18 protein-coding genes are annotated in these 21,065 nt (G+C 37.3%); 11 read left to right on the top strand and 7 right to left on the bottom strand.

The annotated features are described in order from the left end of the window. Positions 1 to 547 precede the first annotated feature (547 nt). Together CXF89_RS12195 and CXF89_RS12190 are read left to right on the top strand one after the other, a co-directional pair. A complete protein-coding gene (locus CXF89_RS12195; RefSeq protein WP_121954732.1) occupies positions 548 to 1,129 on the top strand; it encodes a helix-turn-helix transcriptional regulator in 582 nt (193 codons plus the stop codon). A gap of 499 nt (positions 1,130 to 1,628) precedes the next feature. Continuing rightward, positions 1,629 to 1,823, top strand: a complete 195-nt coding sequence (locus CXF89_RS12190; RefSeq protein WP_002960627.1) for a (2Fe-2S)-binding protein — start codon at positions 1,629 to 1,631, stop codon at positions 1,821 to 1,823. A gap of 66 nt (positions 1,824 to 1,889) precedes the next feature. Here the strand turns inward: CXF89_RS12190 and bfr (CXF89_RS12185) are convergent, their stop codons facing one another. The 5 genes from bfr (CXF89_RS12185) to CXF89_RS12165 form a co-directional block, all read right to left on the bottom strand. Beyond that, on the bottom strand, positions 1,890 to 2,354 hold the full coding sequence (gene bfr / locus CXF89_RS12185) for a bacterioferritin (protein ID WP_024593101.1): 465 nt from the start codon (positions 2,352 to 2,354) through the stop codon (positions 1,890 to 1,892). Between the two features lie 12 nt (positions 2,355 to 2,366). Further along, positions 2,367 to 2,837, bottom strand: coding sequence for a bacterioferritin (gene bfr, locus CXF89_RS12180; RefSeq protein WP_002958985.1), 471 nt, complete (start codon positions 2,835 to 2,837; stop codon positions 2,367 to 2,369). A 257-nt stretch (positions 2,838 to 3,094) separates the two neighbouring features. Beyond that, positions 3,095 to 5,230 (bottom strand): TonB-dependent receptor, encoded by a 2,136-nt coding sequence (locus CXF89_RS12175; RefSeq protein WP_121954731.1) that lies wholly within the window; start codon positions 5,228 to 5,230, stop codon positions 3,095 to 3,097. Between the two features lie 73 nt (positions 5,231 to 5,303). Further along, positions 5,304 to 6,374 carry a PepSY-associated TM helix domain-containing protein gene (locus CXF89_RS12170; RefSeq protein WP_121954730.1) on the bottom strand — a complete coding sequence of 357 codons (1,071 nt, stop codon included), beginning with the start codon at positions 6,372 to 6,374 and terminating at the stop codon, positions 5,304 to 5,306. Positions 6,375 to 6,488: 114 nt separating this feature from the next. Then, positions 6,489 to 7,355 carry a cation diffusion facilitator family transporter gene (locus tag CXF89_RS12165; protein ID WP_121954729.1) on the bottom strand — a complete coding sequence of 289 codons (867 nt, stop codon included), beginning with the start codon at positions 7,353 to 7,355 and terminating at the stop codon, positions 6,489 to 6,491. Between the two features lie 251 nt (positions 7,356 to 7,606). Between CXF89_RS12165 and CXF89_RS12160 the strand changes: the two genes are divergently transcribed. The 8 genes from CXF89_RS12160 (at position 7,607) to CXF89_RS12125 (ending at position 17,787) form a co-directional block, all read left to right on the top strand. Beyond that, entirely contained in the window at positions 7,607 to 12,370 is a 4,764-nt protein-coding gene (locus CXF89_RS12160; protein ID WP_121954728.1) for a PAS domain-containing protein, read from the top strand. A gap of 12 nt (positions 12,371 to 12,382) precedes the next feature. Beyond that, positions 12,383 to 12,865, top strand: coding sequence for a GNAT family N-acetyltransferase (locus tag CXF89_RS12155; RefSeq protein ID WP_121954727.1), 483 nt, complete (start codon positions 12,383 to 12,385; stop codon positions 12,863 to 12,865). 79 nt (positions 12,866 to 12,944) lie between these two features. Further along, positions 12,945 to 13,451, top strand: coding sequence for a hypothetical protein (locus CXF89_RS12150; protein ID WP_121954726.1), 507 nt, complete (start codon positions 12,945 to 12,947; stop codon positions 13,449 to 13,451). Between the two features lie 16 nt (positions 13,452 to 13,467). Further along, complete coding sequence (locus CXF89_RS12145) at positions 13,468 to 14,079, top strand: superoxide dismutase (RefSeq protein ID WP_121954725.1); 612 nt, start codon at positions 13,468 to 13,470, stop codon at positions 14,077 to 14,079. Positions 14,080 to 14,154: 75 nt separating this feature from the next. Continuing rightward, a complete protein-coding gene (locus CXF89_RS12140; protein WP_121954724.1) occupies positions 14,155 to 15,507 on the top strand; it encodes a DNA-3-methyladenine glycosylase 2 family protein in 1,353 nt (450 codons plus the stop codon). Continuing rightward, positions 15,507 to 15,977: a methylated-DNA--[protein]-cysteine S-methyltransferase gene (locus tag CXF89_RS12135; protein WP_076924193.1), complete on the top strand. Its 471-nt coding sequence runs from the start codon at positions 15,507 to 15,509 to the stop codon at positions 15,975 to 15,977. Before CXF89_RS12140 ends, CXF89_RS12135 begins: the two co-directional genes overlap by 1 nt. 75 nt (positions 15,978 to 16,052) lie before the next feature. Beyond that, complete coding sequence (locus CXF89_RS12130) at positions 16,053 to 16,844, top strand: amino acid ABC transporter substrate-binding protein (protein ID WP_121954723.1); 792 nt, start codon at positions 16,053 to 16,055, stop codon at positions 16,842 to 16,844. A gap of 349 nt (positions 16,845 to 17,193) precedes the next feature. Continuing rightward, positions 17,194 to 17,787, top strand: coding sequence for a thymidine kinase (locus tag CXF89_RS12125; protein WP_007582344.1), 594 nt, complete (start codon positions 17,194 to 17,196; stop codon positions 17,785 to 17,787). Here the strand turns inward: CXF89_RS12125 and ltaE are convergent. Continuing rightward, positions 17,761 to 18,765 carry a low-specificity L-threonine aldolase gene (ltaE, locus tag CXF89_RS12120; RefSeq protein ID WP_121954722.1) on the bottom strand — a complete coding sequence of 335 codons (1,005 nt, stop codon included), beginning with the start codon at positions 18,763 to 18,765 and terminating at the stop codon, positions 17,761 to 17,763. The two genes, CXF89_RS12125 and ltaE, sit on opposite strands and share 27 nt — an antisense overlap. 40 nt (positions 18,766 to 18,805) lie before the next feature. After that, positions 18,806 to 19,738: a 23S rRNA (adenine(1618)-N(6))-methyltransferase RlmF gene (rlmF, locus tag CXF89_RS12115; RefSeq protein ID WP_121954721.1), complete on the bottom strand. Its 933-nt coding sequence runs from the start codon at positions 19,736 to 19,738 to the stop codon at positions 18,806 to 18,808. Between the two features lie 128 nt (positions 19,739 to 19,866). Between rlmF and CXF89_RS12110 the strand changes: the two genes are divergently transcribed. After that, complete coding sequence (locus CXF89_RS12110) at positions 19,867 to 20,769, top strand: alpha/beta fold hydrolase (protein WP_121954720.1); 903 nt, start codon at positions 19,867 to 19,869, stop codon at positions 20,767 to 20,769. The last annotated feature ends 296 nt before the right edge of the window (positions 20,770 to 21,065 follow it).

Here is a 21,065-nt window from a genome sequence, read left to right as displayed (position 1 = left end):
GCCATGAGGATAGTGTCTACCTAGGTCTCGCCGATAACGCTTGCTACAACATTACAAACTTACCATGCACTTGAGGTGCAATTATGTTGATAAGTTTACTCATTACTGAGCGGGCTACTCCCCTAAGAGGCGGGCATTATTCCACAAAACTTTTGCGTGGTAAATATTAAGAATCGAATATAGTTAATTTATTCGGGAGTAATAAAGTTAGCTTTTGGCAATTAGTTGATAGTCAGGAAAGGGCGATAAGCCGTCACTCAGGTGAGTTGTCATTAACTTAGTAAGAATAAAAGGAAACTATCTCCTTTTTCATATGTGTAAATAAACTACAGTAAGCATAATATTTATAGCTGGTAATAATTTACACTATTTGATAATAATAGAAGCTCATGAAATAAGGACGTTTTCGCTCTAAGATAGGGAACCTTTGATAAAGCTGTTAGCAGTATGGCATTGACCTGTCGTTAAGGTGACGCAAATGTGTCGTATACAAAAAAGGAGTTTTTGAACAGGATATAGCTTCAATATATTCATGTGAGAAATACAAATGGAAATGAAACTAAACGCTAAAAAAATTATAGAAGAACGTAAAGTCAGAGCTTGGAGTCAGCAACATTTAGCTGATGTTAGTGCTGTAAGTTTAAGAACCATTCAAAGAGTAGAAAATAATGGTTCAGGTTCATTGGAAACTGTTAAAGCATTAGCTTCCTGTTTTGAGCTAGATGTTACTAAGTTATTCCAGCCTGAAATCCCATTAAAGAAAAATCACTCTAAATCCAAAATAGCAGTGTTATCTTCAATGATTGCAGCCATTTTCAGTAGTGTTTTATTTCTAGTGCCATCTACAATGGCATCAGATATTAAGATACACTCAGATAAAGTTACAACATCTAAAAATAATGATTATCGAGTTTACAGTAACAATGTAGAGATTTTCTTGCCAAAAACTCTTACTTATGAAGTGTTAGTTGATTCAAAGTGGGAAACAGCTACACCGGAAATAGCCAGTGGTAGTGTAAAGATCTATTTGGGTAACTCAGTTGTTTTTATTGAAAAACCAATAATAACAAAAACTGAAAAAGGAACGAAAATCACTACTAATTATGCAAAATTTACTAACACTGACTAATATACTGCTAATAAGTGTCTAAGGTTGCGACCATCCATCTCCGGCCATTCGACAACATAAGATGTTGATAATAATTGACAAGGTATTTTACTGTGTCGGATGGCGCTTCGCTTATCCGATCTGCACTGGCATAAATCGGAAATAACCGACCCGTAAATTCCGTATTTATACATTAAGGTTTTTAAAGCCTTAATGTAATTAATTTTCAACCATTCAACCATTCAACCATTCAACCATTCAACTATTCAACTATTAAAATATTTAGCTAAACCTAATTTTACTTACATTTAAGGTAGGCTCTAATTAACAATGCTCAATTTATGCACTATACTTTAGCTGAATTTAGTTTAGTTTTTTAAAGCTGCCGCGAATTCTCAATTTAAGTGGCACTGGCCAAAAAATTTTTTAAATAATACATATTATCTAAATAACAATTGATAACCATTTTCGTTTAGATTAGTATGTACGTACTAAATGAAATTGAGAGTGGTTTGTATTCATGTATATTTGTCTATGTCACGGTGTGACTGATAAAAAAATTGAGCAAACAATTGACGATGGTGCAACAACCATGCGTGAATTAACCAAAGAGCTTAAAGTAGGCAGCCAATGCGGTAAGTGTTGTGGTTGTACTAAAAAGATCCTTAATCGCAGACTTATTCAGATTGCTGATGTAACGGATCAAGTTGCTTAATTACATATAAAAACTTAGATATAAAAAAAGCAGCTTTTTAGCTGCTTTTTTTATGCTTGTTACTATTTACAGTTGAGACTGCAAGTAGTTTTTAATACCCGTATTTTTAATAAGTAATTGTTGGGTTTCTAACCAATCAATTTGCTCTTCTTGCTCATTTAAAATGTGGTCAAGGGCTTCACGGGTAATATAATCTTTTTTGCTTTCAGCCAGTTTAACTGCGCTTTGTAACTCACCAATAGTATCAAGTTCAAAACTCATGTTAGCTGCAATCATTTCTTCGCTGTTTTCACCAATACGCAGTCGGCCTAGGTCTTGAAGATTTGGTAAACCTTCTAAAAACAAAATACGTTCGATTAAACGATCGGCGTTTTTCATTTTTTGAATTGATACTTTGTAATCTGCTTTGTCTAGTTGCGTAAAGCCAAAATCTTTAAACATGCGTGCATGTAAAAAATATTGGTTAATACCAACAAGCTCATTAGCGAGTACTTTATTAAGTGCTGCAATAACGTCTTTATCGCCTTTCATAATATGCTCCTACTAAGCCATTTGTGCTTGATGATAATTTTCAGAACCAATTTTATCAATTAAGCCAAGTTGTTGCTCTAACCAGTAAACATGGTCTTCTTCGGTATCAAATAACAGCTTTTCTAAAATGCTACGAGATTGATAATCTTGTTGTTCTTCACATATTGCGATGACGTCTTTAACACACGCAACTACTTCAAGCTCTAGTGTTAAATCGTTTTGCATCATGCTTTTTACATCGTTACCGATAAGTAAATCACGGCGCTTAGTCATATTTGGTACACCTTCTAAAAACAAGATGCGCTTAATAAGCCAGTCTGCGTGATCTTTTTCTTCTTCCATCTCGTGGTTAAGGCGTTCGTATAGTTTGTTTAAACCCCAGTCGTCATACATGCGCGAGTGTATAAAATACTGATCGATTGCTGCTAATTCGTTAGCTAACAATGTATTAAACGCATCGATTACTTTTTGATTACCTTTCATGATAAATCGCCTTAACTATTTCAATTGTATGCAGTGTAGTACAAATAGCCTATATTGCAAGTTTTCTCTATAAAAATCATTGCGTTACTATTGGTTTTGATTCTTATTTAAGTTTGCGTTACTGCTTGGTTTATGGACAGTTTTTTATTTGCATTAGCATCTAATAGACGCCTTAAATAAAAATTGAGACGTTTATTTATGCGGGATTTGTTGAGCATATAGGCATGCAGGGCATGCCTATAGTGTGTGTTTATTTGTTAAAATTGGTATGTAGCGCCCAACGTTGCAGTTGTGCCTAATCCTTTAATGTTGTACCCACCGTAAGTATATGCTTGTGCGCGGGCTGGGTAGTAATCACTATTGAAAAGGTTTTCTATTCCAAAATAGCCACTCCACTTGGCGTTAACATTGTATTGGCCACTTAAGTTAAATGTGTTGTAGCTACTAACAGGGCCCTGATCGCCGGAGTATTGGCCTTGTGCGTTTTTATCAAAGCGCTTTCTGTCGCCTACGTATAAAAAGCTCATTGCAAGTGATAGTTCGTCATTTGTTTGCCATGTTACATTAGCTGTTGCTTTAGGTGGGCTAATTTGGCTTGCGCCTAAATAGTCATCTGTCTCGGTGTTTTTACCTTCAACATAGCTGTAAGTAGCACTTAATTTAAGGTCTTGGGTAATAGTGTAGTTAACTAGTCCTTCGTAACCCCATATTTCTTGTGGTGCACGCACGGGTTCGTAAACACCCGTTACTTCATTATATTCACTACTTGTACCAAGCTCTGAGGTACTTCTGTAAAGTGCAAATTCAAAACGCACGTTTTCAAACTGTGAGGTAAAACCAACTTCGTAATTATCGATTATTGAAGCTTGGGTTTGAATAAGCGCAATATCTTCAACGGTCGCAGAGCGAAGTAGGCGACCAATATCAGAAATGTCAGAGCCTTGTGAGTAACTAAAAAACGGACTAAACGCCTCTGTTAAATTGTATTTTATACCAGCGTTATAGGTTGTCGCGTCGTAATTAATACTGTCGCCACGCACACTCAATGGCACTGAGCATTGTGATTCGGTTCTGCACAGCTTTAATGTTTGATAATCACTTACGCTCAAATCGATGCTTTCGTTTCTTACGCCTGCTTTTAGGATAATATCATCGTTTATTACCCATTTTGTTTGTAAAAAGCTGGCAATACTTTCCATGTCCATTTCTGGCACCCACACACGGCCATCTACTAAAGGTTGCGATGTTTTATCGTTTAAGGCATCAATGCCGTAGATTAGGGTGGCTGTTACATTTTCAAAATCAAACTGGCTATTAAACGTGGCTCGTGCACCTTGTTTATCTGATTTAATAACCGATTGACCACCGCTGTAACCTTCATCAAGATTGGCTAAAGCGGTTGAGAAAAAGAACACGTTTTCTATATTTTGTTTATATAGATCGAGGGTCATTTTTGTGTTTTCAAACAGCGCGTAATCAACATATTTTAGGGTTATATTCTCGTTACCTTCTGGGCCTTGCGGTTTACCTTGTTTTTGAAGCTCTAAAGGGACGTGTATAGCGTATGTTTTTTCCCCTATATTGCCATCGCCAGTCACATCGCCTAAGTCTGTTTTTTGTTGTGAGCTGTAAAAGTTGTAGCTAAACTGAAGTTGTTTTTCGTCGTCAAAATCGTAACTTAACTTTGTAAAGTAGTTTTGAGTTTCAGAATCAGATAAACCATATTGCAAGCCTAAAATATCGCCCTGTGCATCGCGTTGTACGCCGTTTTCTTCATAACTTGCTGTTAGTAGATAGCTTAGTTTATCAAGTTTACCGTTCACTGCTGCTGATATTCTACCGCCGCCACTTTCTGCTAACTTAACAGCGCTAAAGCGACTTGAAATACTTATTTCACCTTCCGGTTTACCATCACTACGCGCTTGTTTTGTTATGTAGTTAATAATGCCACCTGAGGCACCATTACCATAAATAGAGGTTGCTCCTTTTATGACTTCAATGCGCGCTATTGCGCTTGCGTCTAACGTTTTTACACCTAATGAACCATTACGAAGAGGGGTTGATTGCGGTACGCCATCAATCATTATTAATGGCGCGCGACCACGCAGTGTTTGTCCTGAATTACTTGAGCTGCCAGTGTTAGGTGCAAGGCCTGGAACCATTTGCGCGAGTAAACTCCCCAGCTCTGAGCTTACTTTTAAATGCTGCTGTATTTGTTGCTGATTAATAACGGTAATTGAGGCTGGTACTTCGTCAATGCTTTCTGATATTCGGCTGCCAGATACAATCACATGCTCTAACTGATCAGAAGTATATTCATTTTTATTATTTTCATTTGCTAACGTGTTAGCACTTATTGCAACAGCAATAAGGCAAAGCGAAGTTTTTAACATGGGAGGGTCTTAGTTGATAATAAGTTTCGTAATGGTAATTATTATCAACTAATGACGCAAGTGTTAATGAGATTTATTTCCATTTGTGGCGTTTTAACCAAAAATACACACCGCTTACAATAAAAAATGCGAGTGAAAGGGCTATTAATAACCATAAAAACTGCACTATAGGACCTGCAAAATCACCAATGTGAAATTTATACTTAAAGTTCCATGCTTGTGTTGTGAAGTTGGTTTTACTGGCGTCAAATGAGTTTAATACTTTACCAGTAAATGGGTTAGTCCAAACCCAGCTGTAAGCGTGGCTTTCGCCAGGGTTTTGCATTCTCAGTGCAATTGCTTCGTCATCTTTTTTAGGTAAGTAAATTCTATATACTTTACCATCTGGAAATACGTTCTCTGCATTTTTTATTGCTTCGTTATAATTTAAAACAGCTTGAGAAAGGGGGATTATTTTTGGCGCTTCAGGTCTTTGTTCTACTTTATTAAACGTTACAAATTCTAATACAGATTGAGTTTGTGTTTTCCAGTTAAATGCCATGCCAGTAAAGGCAATAAGCATAAGCGGTATAAAAAAGTAAACACCAAGCACTGTATGTAATTGATACATGAGCACTCTAAATTTGGCTTTTGGTTTTATAGCTAAACGTTTAACTCTGTTTTTGGGCTTTACCCATAAATAAAAGCCGAGTAATACATTTATTAAAAGTAGCAATGCACATACCGACATCCAATTTCGAAAGGTTTTTTCACCCTTACTGTTTTCAAACAACAGCCAGCGATGTAATCCCATAGCAAACCCATAAATCGTATCTGTTGATTCATAGATGTTTAGTACATCCCCTGAGTAGGGGTTAACGCTGGCGTAGTGTTTATTGGCTAACCTAAATTGCCATGCGGCGTTTGGCGCTTGTTCGGGCATAAAAAAAGTGATTTTTTGCTTAGTTTGAGCTCGTACATTTTGTATAAGTTCATCGTAAGGCATTAAATTTTCTTGTGGTGTTACTTGCCATTTTGCAGGCTCTATTAAGTGCTGTATATCTTTTGCATAAATCATAACAGCACCGGTTAAGCTCACTATTAATAAAAATAGTCCGCTAATAAGGGCAAAGCCTAAATGAATTCTACGTAACCAAAGTTTCAAAAACGGTATCTCATTATGAGTTAATAGCAATATTGTAAATGATAATACGAGCTGTTTTCAATTAAATAGTTATGTATTTGGTTTAGCTTGTTATTAAGAGCATTAAATTGGGCTTTAATTTGCGATTGGTCGGATTTCTATTATGCAATTTTCGATATTAAAATTGTCGTGTAAAAAGCTTTTTATTGTTGGCAAATTAATTAAGTGCTGAGTGCTAATAACAAGCTCACAATAATTTTCTTTATCATCTAGTTGCCAAAGCTTAATGCTAACTACCGATTCGATATTAAATTCATTACTAATAGCATGTGATATTGCGTGTGTATCAATATTGCTAGGCGCTGCTTGCATTAAAATTTTGCAGCTTTGCTTTAATAGTAAAATGCCATGAAAAATTACATAGATAGAAATAAGCACAGTGGCAATTAAATCAACAATATACCATTGGTATAAAATAATTAAGGTGCCTGCAATAATAACAACAATAGATGCCATTGCATCTGATACGTTATGAATAAAGGCCGCTTTTATATTTATACTGTGATTTGCTCCCGCTCGGTAGGTTAAAAATGCGGTTGCTAAATCAATTACCAACGCTATTGCTGCCACCCACACAACTATCCAGCCATTAATTGGTTGAGGGTTTAAATAGCTCGAAATGGCTTCAAAAATTAAATACACGCCAATTAATATTAATGTACTGCTATTAAAAAGTGTGGCAAGTATTTCAGCGCGTTTATAGCCAAAATGATGAGTGGCGTCAGCAGGTTTATTACCAACTTTACGTGCAACCAAGGCTATAAATATAGCGGCAGCATCACTTAAATTATGAAGGGCATCGGCTATAAGTGACAAACTGCCCGAAAATATCCCGCCAATAACTTGGGCTACGGTTAGCAATACATTAATAACCACAGCAACGGTGAGCTCTTTATTGCTTTGGTTTTCGTCTACATGACTATGTGAGTGATCGTGCGCCATAATGCCCTCAAACGCATTGATTAAATACTGCTTATATCACGAGGAGTTTAAAACAGCTACAGAAGTTGTAGCGTAAGCAAGCGTAATTATAAGTTAGTAATAAAGGCGTATTTTTTAAAAAATGTGAATTTAAGATTGTAACGCTAAATACCCAGTTTTTAAGGAGTTTACCGCTCAAAACTTGCGTCTTTATATATTTAGTGCATTAATGTAAGTAATATTAAATGATTATAAGTTGCTGGATATTAAGCATGGACAAAGGTTTAAACTTTGGTGAATTAACAGGTAAAGGACAATCTGTTCGAAGTAAGTTAATTATAACCTTTATAATTATAGCTTTAGTGCCACTTTGTATACTTACGTGGTTTAGTCTTGAACATGTAAATAGCACGCTTAAACAAAATGCAGACACTGAACTTAACGAGCTTAATAATATAGGTAAGCAATTTGCTGATATTTGGTTTACAGACCATGTTAAAGATTTATATTTGCTTAGGGCGCAGTTTGATATCAGCCCCAATAAAAAGCAAAAATTAATTAATCAATTTATTGAGCAGTATGACTTTGTTAATCATGTAGAGCTTATTGATGTAAACCTCGTTAATTCACGACCTTCATCACCTTTTTTTAATGTTTTTAAAGAGCCGCACTTTAATAACATACGTTCTGGCATTATAAATACAGGTAAAATCCAATTCCAGTCAATGACTGCCTCAGGGCGTGAATATCATATTATTGGCTTACCGATATTAAATGATGAAAATAAGTTACAAGCAATATTGCTTGCAGATATAAATTTAAATGGCTTATTAAATAATCTAAGTAAAATACACGCTGCTAATAAAGACATAACATTTTATGTTATGCACAATAATAAAATTCAAAAAAGTAATATTTCAGACGATACCCAACCATCATTTTTCTCTCAAAATGGCTCACCAACACAACGTGTTTTTTCTTATATTGATAAAAATGAAGTCACTTTATATGGGTATATTAATTCATTAGAGTTTTTAAATGAGTCTGGCTGGCAGCTACTTGTATCAAAACCAAAAGAAGTTGCACTACAAGGTGCTAATTATTATAAGCAGCTCGCTGTATTAACTAATTCAGGTGCCTTACTGCTGATATTAACGTTGTCGTGGTGGTTTGGTCGCCGGCTGTCTCAGCCTTTAATTAACTTAGCTAAAATTGTCGAAAATATTACAAAAGGCGATTTAGTTAAAGTTCCAATAATAAACGATAGCATTGAATTTAATCAGCTTTCATTAGGCTTACGTAAGTTAGTAGCCGTAAAAGAAGAACAACAAAGTATATTACAAAAACAACGTTCGGCACTTCAAATTGCATTAAAACAATTAGCAGAACAAAAAAGTGCATTAGATGAACATGCCATTGTTGCGGTAACTGACTTACATGGCACTATTACTTTTGTAAATAAGAAATTTTGTGAGATCAGTGGTTTCGACGAACATGAATTAATAGGCGAAAACCATCGCTTATTAAATTCAGGGAAACACGAAAAAGAATTCTTTAAAAATATGTACAAAACGCTTAAACGCGGTGATGTATGGAACGGGCAAATCTGTAATAAAGCTAAAAATGGTGGTTTTTATTGGGTAGATACCACCATTGCACCATTTTTAGATGAAAACGGTATACCACAAAACTATATTGCTATTCGTACCGACATTACAGCGCTTAAGTTACAAGAGCTAGAGCTTGAACAGCACAAAACACAGCTACAACTAGTGATTGACTCAACAGCAGTGGGTATTTGGGATTGGTACATTGATACTAAAAATGTGACATTTAATAACCGCTGGGCCGAGATTATAGGTTACAAGCTCAGTGATATTGAACCTTGTACTATAGATACTTGGTATACCTACGCTCACCCTGATGATTTAGCTATGTCGGAGAAAAAACTTCAAGCGTATTTTTCCGGCGAGACTGACTATTATGTTAGTGAAGCCCGCATGAAACATAAAAATGGGCATTGGATTTGGGTTCTCGATACTGCAAAAATAGTTGAGTGGAATACCGATGGCTCTCCAAAGCGTATGATAGGTACGCATTTAGATATATCAGATCGAAAATCCACAGAGCTTGAGCTACAAGGAAGCCGAGACAGATTTGCATCTTTGGTATCAAATATCCCTGGCATTATTTATAGATGTAAGTTTGATGACAAATTAAGCATGCTTTACATGAGCGAGCAAGCGAGTGAAATTACCGGTTATTCACCCGATGAGTTGATACACAATGAAGACCTTTGCTTCTTTGATTTAATATGTGAAGACGATTCTCAAAAAATAAAAGATGAAATTGTCCGTTGTGTAAGCTCTAAGCAGTCATGGTCTGTTGAGTATAGAATTAAAGCCCGCGATGGCTCTTTGCATTGGGTAAACGAAAAAGGCCAAGCGATTTACGCAGATGATGGCAATATATTGTATTTAGATGGATTTATTTTAGATATTACAGAACGTTACAATACACAATTAAAAATAAGCCGTCAGCAAAGCCTGCTTGAATCAATGAGTAAGCAAGGACAGATTGGTGCATGGGAGATGGACCTAGATGCGCATACTCTTTATTGGTCTGATGAAGTTAAAGTTATCCACGAAGTACCAGAGGGATTTGAGCCGAGGATAGATACTGCTATTGATTTTTATAAACCAGGAATACACCGAGACACTATAAGTACCTTATTTGAATGCGCTGTGACTTTAGGTGAAAGCTGGAGTGTAGAGCTTATTATTTTGACCTATTCGGGGCAAGAGCGTTGGGTTAAATCAATGGGCCAAGCAGAGCTTAAAGATGGTAAATGCGTACGTGTTTTTGGCTCATTTCAAAGTATTGATGCACATAAGCGCCTTGAACTCGAAAGCGAAAAAGCAAACCGCTATAACAAAAATTTAGCCGCGCTTACAGTCGCACCTGAAGTGCAAAATAGTGATGTAGAGCAAGTTAAAAAGCTAGCCGTTAAATCTATGTGCGAAGTGCTAAATGTTGCACGTGCGTCGGTATGGATTTTTAACGATCAACGAGATGTAATGACATGTCATAGTTTATACATAGATGGACAAGGGTTTGTAGATACAGATGCTGTTTTAACTGCTAAAGACTATCCTGCATATTATAACGCCATTTATAAGCAAAACTTAGTAGCCATTGATGATGTTTATACCCATCCAGCAACTGTTGATTTTATAGAAGCGTATACAAAGCCATTAAATATTAAATCGATGCTTGATGCAGTAATAGCAACTGGTGATGGTAATTTAGGTATTTTGTGCGCTGAAACGGTAGGCGAACATCACAATTGGACGCAAAGTGAAGAAACGTATCTTCGATCATTGGCTACTTTAGTGGGAAGTACTTTGATTTCTCAGCAACGAAAAGTAATCAGTGAGGAGCTTAAAGTAGCGCTTGTAAAAGCAGAGGATGCGGCTATTGCCAAGAGCCAATTTTTAGCAACCATGAGCCATGAAATAAGAACGCCAATGAATGGTGTACTCGGTATGCTAGAACTTGTTCAATTAGAGTCACTCCCTAAACCAATAGAAACAAAAGTAGGTATAGCCAAAACAAGTGCGCATTCTTTATTGGGTGTAATTAACGATATTTTAGATTTCTCTAAAGCCGAAGCGGGTAAAATTGAACTTGAAGAGATTAACTTTAATGGACGTGATTTAATTGGCGAAGTTGCTGCCGCACAAGCATTGACTGCTCAAGAAAAAGGTATAGAAATAATTTTAGATTTGGTAGCGTTAGAGCCTTCGCAGTTATGCGGAGATCCTGGGCGCATTCGACAAGTACTTACTAATTTGCTGAGTAACGCCGTTAAGTTTACGAGTAAGGGCGAGGTTGTGGTAAGCGCCAAAATTAATAAAGTGGCTCAAGGTTTAGAGTTTGTTGCAAGTATAAAAGATTCAGGCATAGGAATAAGTGAAGAAAAGCAACAGCAGTTATTTACCCCTTTTTCTCAGGTAGATGCATCAACAACGCGTGAATACGGGGGCAGTGGCTTAGGGCTGGCTATTTGTAAGCAGCTTTGTGAGTTAATGGGAGGAGCAATTTCTCTTACAAGTGAAGCAGGTAAAGGGAGTACCTTTACCGCCACTATAATGTTAACTCCGGGAGATCAAAAAGAGCGTTATATTCCTAATATTAATATGGAAGAGCTAACAGTTTTAGTTGTTGACGATAACGAGACAAATCGAATTGTAATTTCACAACAGCTTGAACATTGGGGCGCTAAGGTTGCACTCGCATGTGATGCACATGAAGCACTTGATATGTGCGCGCAGCACTATAAAGATAAAAATTGCATGTATGATATTGCAGTGCTTGATATGCAAATGCCAGGAATGGATGGCATAGAGCTGTGTAAAGCACTAAAAGCACATGAACATTATAAATCAATGCCACTTGTAATGATGACTAGTATTGCAGGTATGGAAGGCGCGCAGCGTTATTCTGATGCTGGCTTTCAGGCATATTTTCCTAAACCAGTAACCACTGCCGATTTAATTTCTGCACTGTCGGTTATAACGAGTAATGATGCAGGCGAGGCGCTCCCACTTGTTACGTCAGGCTATATTTCGTCACTTAAAAAAGAAAAGATGCAGGAGTTTTCCCAAATACTACTGGTGGAAGATAATCCAATTAACCAACAGGTGGCTAAATTAATGCTCAAAAAGCTTAATTGTGACGTTACTATTGCTGGGAATGGCCAATTAGCGATTGATATATTAGAAGCGCATGATTCAGGATATTTTAAGCTTGTACTTATGGATTGCCAAATGCCTGTTATGGATGGTTTTGCTGCAACCGCTGCTATTCGTAAAGGCGTGGCGGGCATACAGCATAAAAACATTAAAATAATCGCTATAACCGCAAATGCAATGAACTCAGATAAAGAGCGTTGTATAACAGCTGGAATGGATGACTACTTGAGTAAACCTATTCAATTAGATATTTTAAAAGATAAATTAGAGCAGTATATTTAAGGTAAAAATACAATGAGCCAACCCGTTATAATACGTGATGCAAAACCAAGTGACGCAAAAACAATTTTGCACTTTATTACCGAACTTGCCATATATGAAAAAGAATCTGATGCAGTAAAAACAGACGAGCAGGCAATTTTAGATACTCTGTTTAGTGAAGGTGCAACTGCGCACAGCATAATTTGTTTAGAAGGTGATGAGCCAATTGGTTTTGCGGTATATTTTTATAATTACTCTACCTGGTTAGGTAAAAATGGCCTATACCTTGAAGATTTATACGTAAGCCCAGATAGCCGTGGCAATGGTGCAGGTAAAGCCATTATGAAACACTTAGCTAATAAGGCCATTAGTAATGACTGTGGTCGTTTTGAATGGGTAGTGCTTGATTGGAATAAACCCGCTATCGATTTTTACAATAGCATTGGTGCAAAGCCACAAAACGAATGGATTATATATCGCTTAACAGGGCAGGAATTATTAGATTTCGCTAAATAGTTAATGAAAATCATTTGCATTTGGTTTTTTGGGTGTGTAAGTTAAATACACACTCATAAATAAACGTGCAGATGATTATATGATCTCAAGTCAAAAACAACCCCACTCAGATTTACTTTATCTTGATCAAGCATTAAGCCCTTGGCAGTCGAATATAATGCAAGGTAATTATGCATTTGAACAAGGTGCACTTCTCGAAGCCCACGATAAATACTTATTAGCTAAAACACTTGCAGATCATCTTCTTCAGCAATTTTTATATGCTCAGATTAATAACACTGTCATTCATGCTATTGAGCACTGTATACCCGCACTTGTTGTTGCGTCTCATAATTTAGCTGATACCTATATAGCTATGCAACAGCCTGAAAATGCATGCAAATGGCTATGCGAAGTACACTTAACACTCTCTTCATTAATTAAGCATACTCATTACGATATACAAAAAGTGAGTAAGCATCATTACATTAAAACTTCCTCTGAACTTGTATCATTTGCAAGACGCTATCATTTTTTACCTGAGCTAATAGAGCAAGTGAATTTTTGCTTATGCTCTAAAGACTCAACAAACAGCCTGCTACATTAAAATAAAGGAGTAATTTATGGCATTTACATTGCCAGCACTTGATTATGAATATGATGCGCTTGAGCCTCATTTAGATAGTAAAACGATGCATATTCACCACACATTGCATCATCAAACGTATATCAATAAAGCCAATGCTGCTTTAGCAAATACTGTATATGCAACCGCAAATGCTGAAAAATTACTTAAGGGAATAAACAGCCTGCCTAGTAATTTGCAAAAAGCAGTACAAGAGCATGTAGGAGGGCATTTTAATCACAGCTTATTTTGGCAGATAATGAGCCCACAAGGAGGAGGTGAACCTGAAGGTATTCTGGCTCAGGTTATTAATGAGCAACTAGGCAGTTTTGATAAATTTAAAGACCAATTTACAGCCGCGGCAATTAGCCAATTTGGTAGTGGTTGGGCGTGGTTATGTGTAACGCCGGATGAAAAGTTGATTGTAGAAAATAGTGCTAATCAAGATTGCCCATTAATGCAGGGAAATACACCTATTTTGGGGCTCGATGTATGGGAACATGCTTATTACTTGAAGTATCAAAACAAACGCCCTGAATATATTGCTGCATTTTATAATGTAATTAATTGGCAAGAAGTACAAAGGCGTTATTTATTGGCTATTGGTTGAGTGCCGAATATGGCTAGTAATGTGAGTTTTTTTGTATAAGCTAGGCTCTATAAGGTTTAATTTATAGAGCCGTTTATGGACACTTCACATTGGCAAAAAGCACGTCAGAGCCGCGATCCACGTTTTGACGGGCTTTTTTACGTAGCGGTAAAAAGTACCGGTATTTATTGCAGACCTATTTGCCCTGCGCCAGCGGCTCACGAAAAAAACGTTGCTTATTATCAGTTTGCTCATAACGCGGCGCAAGATGGTTTTAGGCCCTGCATTCGTTGCAGGCCCGATAGTGCCCCAGGCAGCGCAGCATGGCAGGGTACAAAAACGACTGCACTTAGAGCAAAACAGTTAATAGATCAAAATGACGAGCACGACTGCGAAAAATTAGCAGCTCGTTTAGGTGTAAGTAGTCGTTATTTAAGACAGTTGTTTAAGCAGTATTTTGGTGTGTCGATTACGCAATATCGATTATTTAACCAATGTCACTTTGCTAAAAAGCTGATTCAAGAAACACATTTACCCCTTACCGAAATAGCGTTTTCCGCAGGCTTTAAAAGCATTAGGCGCTTTAATGATGCATTTTTACAGCAGTTAAATATAGCTCCCTCGAAGCTACGTAGTAGCGATAAAAAACCAACGTCAACACTCACATTAACGTTACCATTTAGGCCGCCTTATAATTGGCCTGCTTTGCAGGGCTTTTTGCAAAGGCGTTTGATAAAGCCAATGGAGTGGATAACGCAAACGAGCTACGGACGTACTTTTGCAAGTGAGCAATATAAAGGAAGTTTTACCGCTGAATTTATAGCGAGTAAAAACCACTTTAGTGTGTCTATCAATATAGATAATACGTCGTACTTACAACCTGTTATAAATAATATACGCCGTGTGCTTGATTTAGACGCCGATATTAATTTAATTCAAATGCATTTAAGCGCTAATATAAATAATGCATTTACAGTGTGTGAAGGGCTCAGGCTTCCGGGGATTTGGTCAAGTTTTGAAGCAGGGATAAGGGCAGTACTTGGACAACAAGTCAGTGTTACTGCGGCGCATAATTTAGTAACAAAGTTAGTTGATGAATTAGGCGAAAAAGAGGGTGATGCTGTTTACTTCCCCACAGCTAAAATTGTTGCTGATAGTGATTTTGCTTTTTTTAAAATGCCACAAGCACGCAAAAATGCACTGCACAATTTAGCCCATTTTTGTGCACTAAATCCTGAAAATGACGATTTAGATGAATGGCTTAGCTTAAAAGGAATTGGCCCTTGGACAGTAAATTATGCAAAGCTGCGAGGACAAAGCCAACCCGATATATTACTTGATGGTGATTTAGGTGTTAAAAAAGCACAAGCAGCGGCAAACCCGTTTGAGCCTGCTAATTGCGCTCCTTTTCGATCTTACTTAACTTTTCAACTTTGGCAGCAATTATAATGATAATTCAAACATCAATTTCGAGCCCAATAGACGACATAATTATTCAAGCGACCGAAAAAGGCGTGAGTTATGTTGGGTTTTATCCACCAGTTGAACACCCTTATACGCCATTTGAGCAAGTCACTAACAAGGCGGTGCTTATTTGCGCTGCGCAGTTAAAAGAGTATTTTGCAAAAAGTCGCACTACTTTTGATGTACCACTTGATACAAGCGGTACGGTATTTCAGCACAGTGTATGGCAAGCATTATTAACGGTACCTTTTGGACAGTCGCAAACATACGGTTATATTGCAAACCAACTCAATAACCCAAAAGCAGTGAGGGCGGTAGGTGCTGCTAATGGTAAAAACCCGATCAGTATTATAGTGCCTTGTCACCGAATTATTGGCGCAAATGCAAAGTTAACGGGTTATGCAGGTGGGCTTGATAGAAAACTATGGTTGCTGAAACACGAAGGATTAATGTAAATTAATTTAACGAATATTTTGTATGTTTAGTACTACATACTACACTGTAGATTTAGTTTATAAATAAAAATCACTATGAAAATTAGAACGTTACTTTATATTTTTGTTTTGAAGTGTATTGTGTTTTGCAATGGCGTTACGGCCAAAGAATTACTTTTTTGTTATGAAGATAAAAACGCAGCACCACTATTTTTAGGTGTTGATAAGGCTATACCTATTGATCAACCTGAGGCCTCAGTGGAGGTTTTAAGCTTATTAGATAAAGCGATTGATGGTGTTGAGATTAAATTTGTTAGAAAGCCATGGCGTAGATGCTTAAACGATTTAGAATTTAATCGAGTGAATGCTGTTATTGCAAGTTACCGCACAGGACGAGAAAATGTTGCTGTTTACCCTGTTGATGAACAAGGTAAGTTACAAGAAGAGTATGCAGTAAGTGAATTTGGTAGCTGCCTTATAGGGCGTTATAAATTTCATAAAGAATGGGAGACTCGCGAAGTATTTCAAAATAAAGCATTTACGATAGCTATTCCTAATGGCTATGGGCTAAATAGCGCGTTAAAAGAAGAACCATTTTTTATTCATAATACGTTCTCTAAGAGCAAAGCTTTTGAGTTGCTAGATAAGGGCGTGGTGCAGGCGAGTGTCGATCTATGCCAAGTAGATGGCTTAAAAGTGTCGAGTTACCCTTATAAAAGTAAAAATGTTAAACCTATTTACCCACCGTACGAAACCAGCCATGGTTACCTTATTTTTTCAAAAAAATTCTACGAAGAAAATAGCACTCTAAGCTTGGAAATGTGGCAATGGTTATCAAAATTTGAAAGTGCACCTGTGTATATTAAATACTTACAAACACTTAAATAAAAGGGCCTGTTTATCTTTCGAGGTTAAATTTGCAGCAGCGTGTTTGGTTTTTAGGCTAGGCGGAGCCTATGTAGTGTGGTTAGTCCCCATAAATAAACGATAACGCATTATAAATGCCAAACACGCGCTGCCCCTGGGTTCGTCCTAGGAGGGATTTACTCTTTGTTGCTCGGTTTTTACTTAGCTCACTAGGTTACAAATCTCGCGCCGCGTTTAAATCCCCCCTAGATAGAACAAATTACAATCCTGAAAGGTCACAGGCCCTGACAAAATAAAATTCGCGTTTGTAAATTGGTATTAATTTAATATTAAGGTAGCATAAGCGCACTTTTTATAAAATGGCACCGCAATGGCTCAATTATACTTTTACTACTCTGCAATGAACGCAGGTAAATCAACCACGTTATTACAATCTGCATTTAACTATAAAGAACGTGGCATGGAACCTGTCATCCTTACTGCGGCCATTGATGATAGACAAGGCGTGGGTAAAGTATCGTCTCGTATTGGCTTGCAAGCTGATGCCCATGTATTTGATGCTAGCAAAGATGTTTTTGATCTTATTCAATCACTCAACAATGATAAAAAGCGCCATTGTGTATTAGTTGATGAGTGTCAATTTTTATCAAAAGAACAAGTAATGCAATTAACCGATGTGGTTGATGAGCTTGGTATACCGGTATTGTGTTATGGCCTGCGTAATGACTTTAGAGGCGAGCTATTTATAGGGTCGCAATACTTACTTGCGTGGGCTGATAAGTTAGTTGAGCTTAAAACTGTATGCCACTGCGGGCGTAAAGCTAACCATGTACTTCGTACCGATGAAAATGGTGAAGCAATAGCCGATGGTAACCAAGTAGAAATTGGCGGCAATGACCGATATGTTTCGGTATGCCGCAAACATTATAAAGCCGCGTTAAATATGGGCCGACAAAGCATTTAAAAATGTATCAATATCTTCGCGCGTAATATCTAAATGTGTTACTAGCCTAAGCTGCTTGCTTGGGCTAAATAATATACCTTGTTGTTTAAGTGCCTCAGCAACCTCTTCAATGTTTATACTGTTAGTGTATGTTGCGTAAACCATATTAGTGGTGTTACTCATATCGACAGTAAAGCCACTGATTTCACTTAATTGTTGAGCCAAATAACGTGCATTTGCATGATCGTCTTTTAAGCGCTCTACATTGTGCTCAAGTGCAAACTGCCCAGCGGCTGCAAGCATTCCGGCTTGGCGCATACCGCCACCAAGTACTTTTCTCCATCGTCTTGCTTTATTAATAAGTGCTGGTGAGCCTAATAATAAAGAGCCTACGGGCGCTCCCAAGCCTTTAGATAAACAAATAGAAACTGAATCAAAGTGTTTTGTAATTTCAGTGATATCAACATTTAGCTCAACTGCGGCATTAAATGCTCGTGCGCCGTCTAAGTGCAGCGCTAAATTATGTGTGTTAACAAAGTCACGAGCTTGGGCTAAGTACTCAAGAGGCAGCACCTTTCCGCCAATGGTATTTTCTAAACTAAGCAATCGCGTTTTTGCAAAATGGCAATCGTCTGGTTTTATAGCCGCCGATATTTTACTAAAAGGTATACTGCCATCAGCATCGTTTTCGATAGGCTGTGGTTGCACAGACCCTAAAACAGCTGCACCGCCGCCCTCAAACTTATAGTTATGCGCATTTTGGCCACAAATGTATTCGTCACCTCGCTCACAATGCGCCATTATTGCAAGTAAGTTGGCTTGTGTACCTGAGCTACAATAAAGTGCGGCTTCAAAGTTAAAACGCTTACACGCATAAGCTTCTAGTTGGTTAACGCTTTCATCATCACCATATACATCATCACCAACCGGTGCACTGTACATAATATTGCGCATTTCTTTTGTTGGTTTTGTAACTGTATCAGAGCGAAAATCTATCATGATTGCCTTATCCTTTTTATTGTTTTTAATAAAATTAGTATTAATCAAGCTCGCTACAAATTTGCTCGCGGGTTTCTTTATCAAAGTAGCTCCATGCAATAAAGCGGCTAATTTTTTGACCTTGTGCCATATCAACTATTTTATATTGTGCTATCGGGTGGGCTTTTAATACTTCTTCAAGGGCTGCAATATTATCTTTTTTGGATACTAACGACGTAAACCACAGTACTTGCTCTGCAAAGTCTTCGCTTTCTTTAATCATATTAGAGATAAACTGTACTTCACCGCCTTCGCACCATAATTCATTATTATGGCCACCAAAGTTAAGCGCGTTACTTGGTGTTTTGCCTAAGTTTTTCCATTTACGTTCACTACCTTTAGTCGCTTCTTCTTCACTGGCATGAAACGGAGGATTACAAAGTGTTAAATGGAATAAATCCTTTTGATTTATAACGCCTTTAAAAATATGTGATGCGTTTTTTTGTTGTTTTAGGGTTATTTTTAAACCATTAAACTGAGCAATTTGCTTTGCTATTTTTACTGAGGTTGCATCAATATCAGTCCCTGTAAAATGCCACTTATATTCACTTGTACCAGTAAGCGGGTAAACTAAATTAGCGCCAGTACCAATATCGAGTACTTTAATTTGCTTACCTAAAGGTATTTGTTGTTGATTATCATCACTTAATAAGTCGGCTAAGTAATGAATGTAGTCAACACGCCCAGGTATAGGTGGACATAAGTTGTGCTCGGGAATATCCCAAAAATCAATATTATAATGTGCTTTTAAAAGAGCTTGATTTAGTGTTTTAACGGCTTTGTTATCACTAAAATCAATGCTTTTAGTACCTGCAGGTGTTGTTATAACAAAGGGCAGTAGAGCAGGGTGCTCTGTTGTTAATAAATCGAAGTCGTACCCATTTTTATGTAGGTTACGAGGGTGTAATTTTGAACGTGCTTTATTTTCTTTCATGGCTTCATTTTAACAACAGATATGATGTAGTGATTGTAACAAATGCTGATGAGTAAAGTGCAGACATTTCCTTTGGTATATTTAATATTACTGGTAGGATGAGTTGAAAATAATAAAAAGGAATAACTGTGGCGATTTCTCAGCAATCAATAATTATTAACTTAGCTGATCAACAAACACTTCATTTACGCCGTATTAGCGATGAAAATCAGCAAGGGCCTGTCGTATTTTTTATGCATGGAGCTGTAGAAAACGGTAAAATTTTTTATACCCATTCAAATAAAGGACTTGCCCCTTTTTTGGCTGAGCATGGATATAGATGTTATGTGGCCGATTTACGTGGCCGAGGTGATAGTAAACCGGTTATTTCAAGTGACGCTAAGTACGGGCAAACTGAAGCCATTTTAGAAGATATTCCAGCGTTTATTAAGCAAATAGAGTTGATTGAAAGCAAGAAGCCTGACTACTGGGTTGCTCACTCTTGGGGCGGAGTATTAATGAACAGCGCGTTTGCACGTTTCCCTCAATATATTAATGATGTAAAAGCGTGTGTATATTTTGGCTCTAAGCGTTCTTTATTTAATAATCATCCTCAAAAATTATTACAAGCCAATTTAATTTGGTATTTTATGGCGCCTTTACTTGCTAAAAAACATGGCTATTTGAATGCTAAGGGCTATAAGTGGGGAAGCGATAACGAAACTCAAAAGTCGCATTATCAAAGTATGCAATGGGCTAAAAAGAAGCCATGGATAGATTCTGATGATAATTTTGATTATGCAAAAGCGCTAAACAGCCTGCATTTACCGCCTACGCTTCATATTGCTGCGGTAAAAGATAAAGCATTAGCGCAACCAATCGATATTCAAAAATTTATGGACGAATCTGGGCCTGGCATTCAACAAATGCGAATTTACGGTCGTAAACACGGGCATAATTTTGATTACGATCATATTAATATGCTTACCCACCCAAGTGCGCGTGATGATCAATTTAAAGATTTACTTAATTGGTTTAAAGCATGTCCGTAAGGGCCTGTTGACCTTTCAGGATTAAAATTTGTTCAATCTAGGGGCGATTTAATCGCGGCGCGAAGTTTGTAACCTAGTGGGCTCGATAACTGCTCCTGCTTTATTCTACTGGCTTACATCCATGTAAGAATAAGTAAAAACCGAGCAAAGCTTCCGCGTCCTGCTCACGCCCCTTACCTACATCCATGTCATAGGTAGGTACTTAAGAAAAACATTAAGTACAGCCTTAAAAATTTGGCTCTACCCCATACTGAAATACTCCTGTTTTTCGATCGCGTTTGGGGTGTGCCCTAGCT

It is taken from the genome of Pseudoalteromonas sp. MelDa3 (assembly GCF_002863625.1).
GTDB classification, from domain to species: Bacteria; Pseudomonadota; Gammaproteobacteria; order Enterobacterales; family Alteromonadaceae; genus Pseudoalteromonas; species Pseudoalteromonas arctica.
The sequence above is the reverse complement of the archived record's forward strand: the minus strand, read 5'-3'. Positions and strand labels throughout refer to the sequence as shown.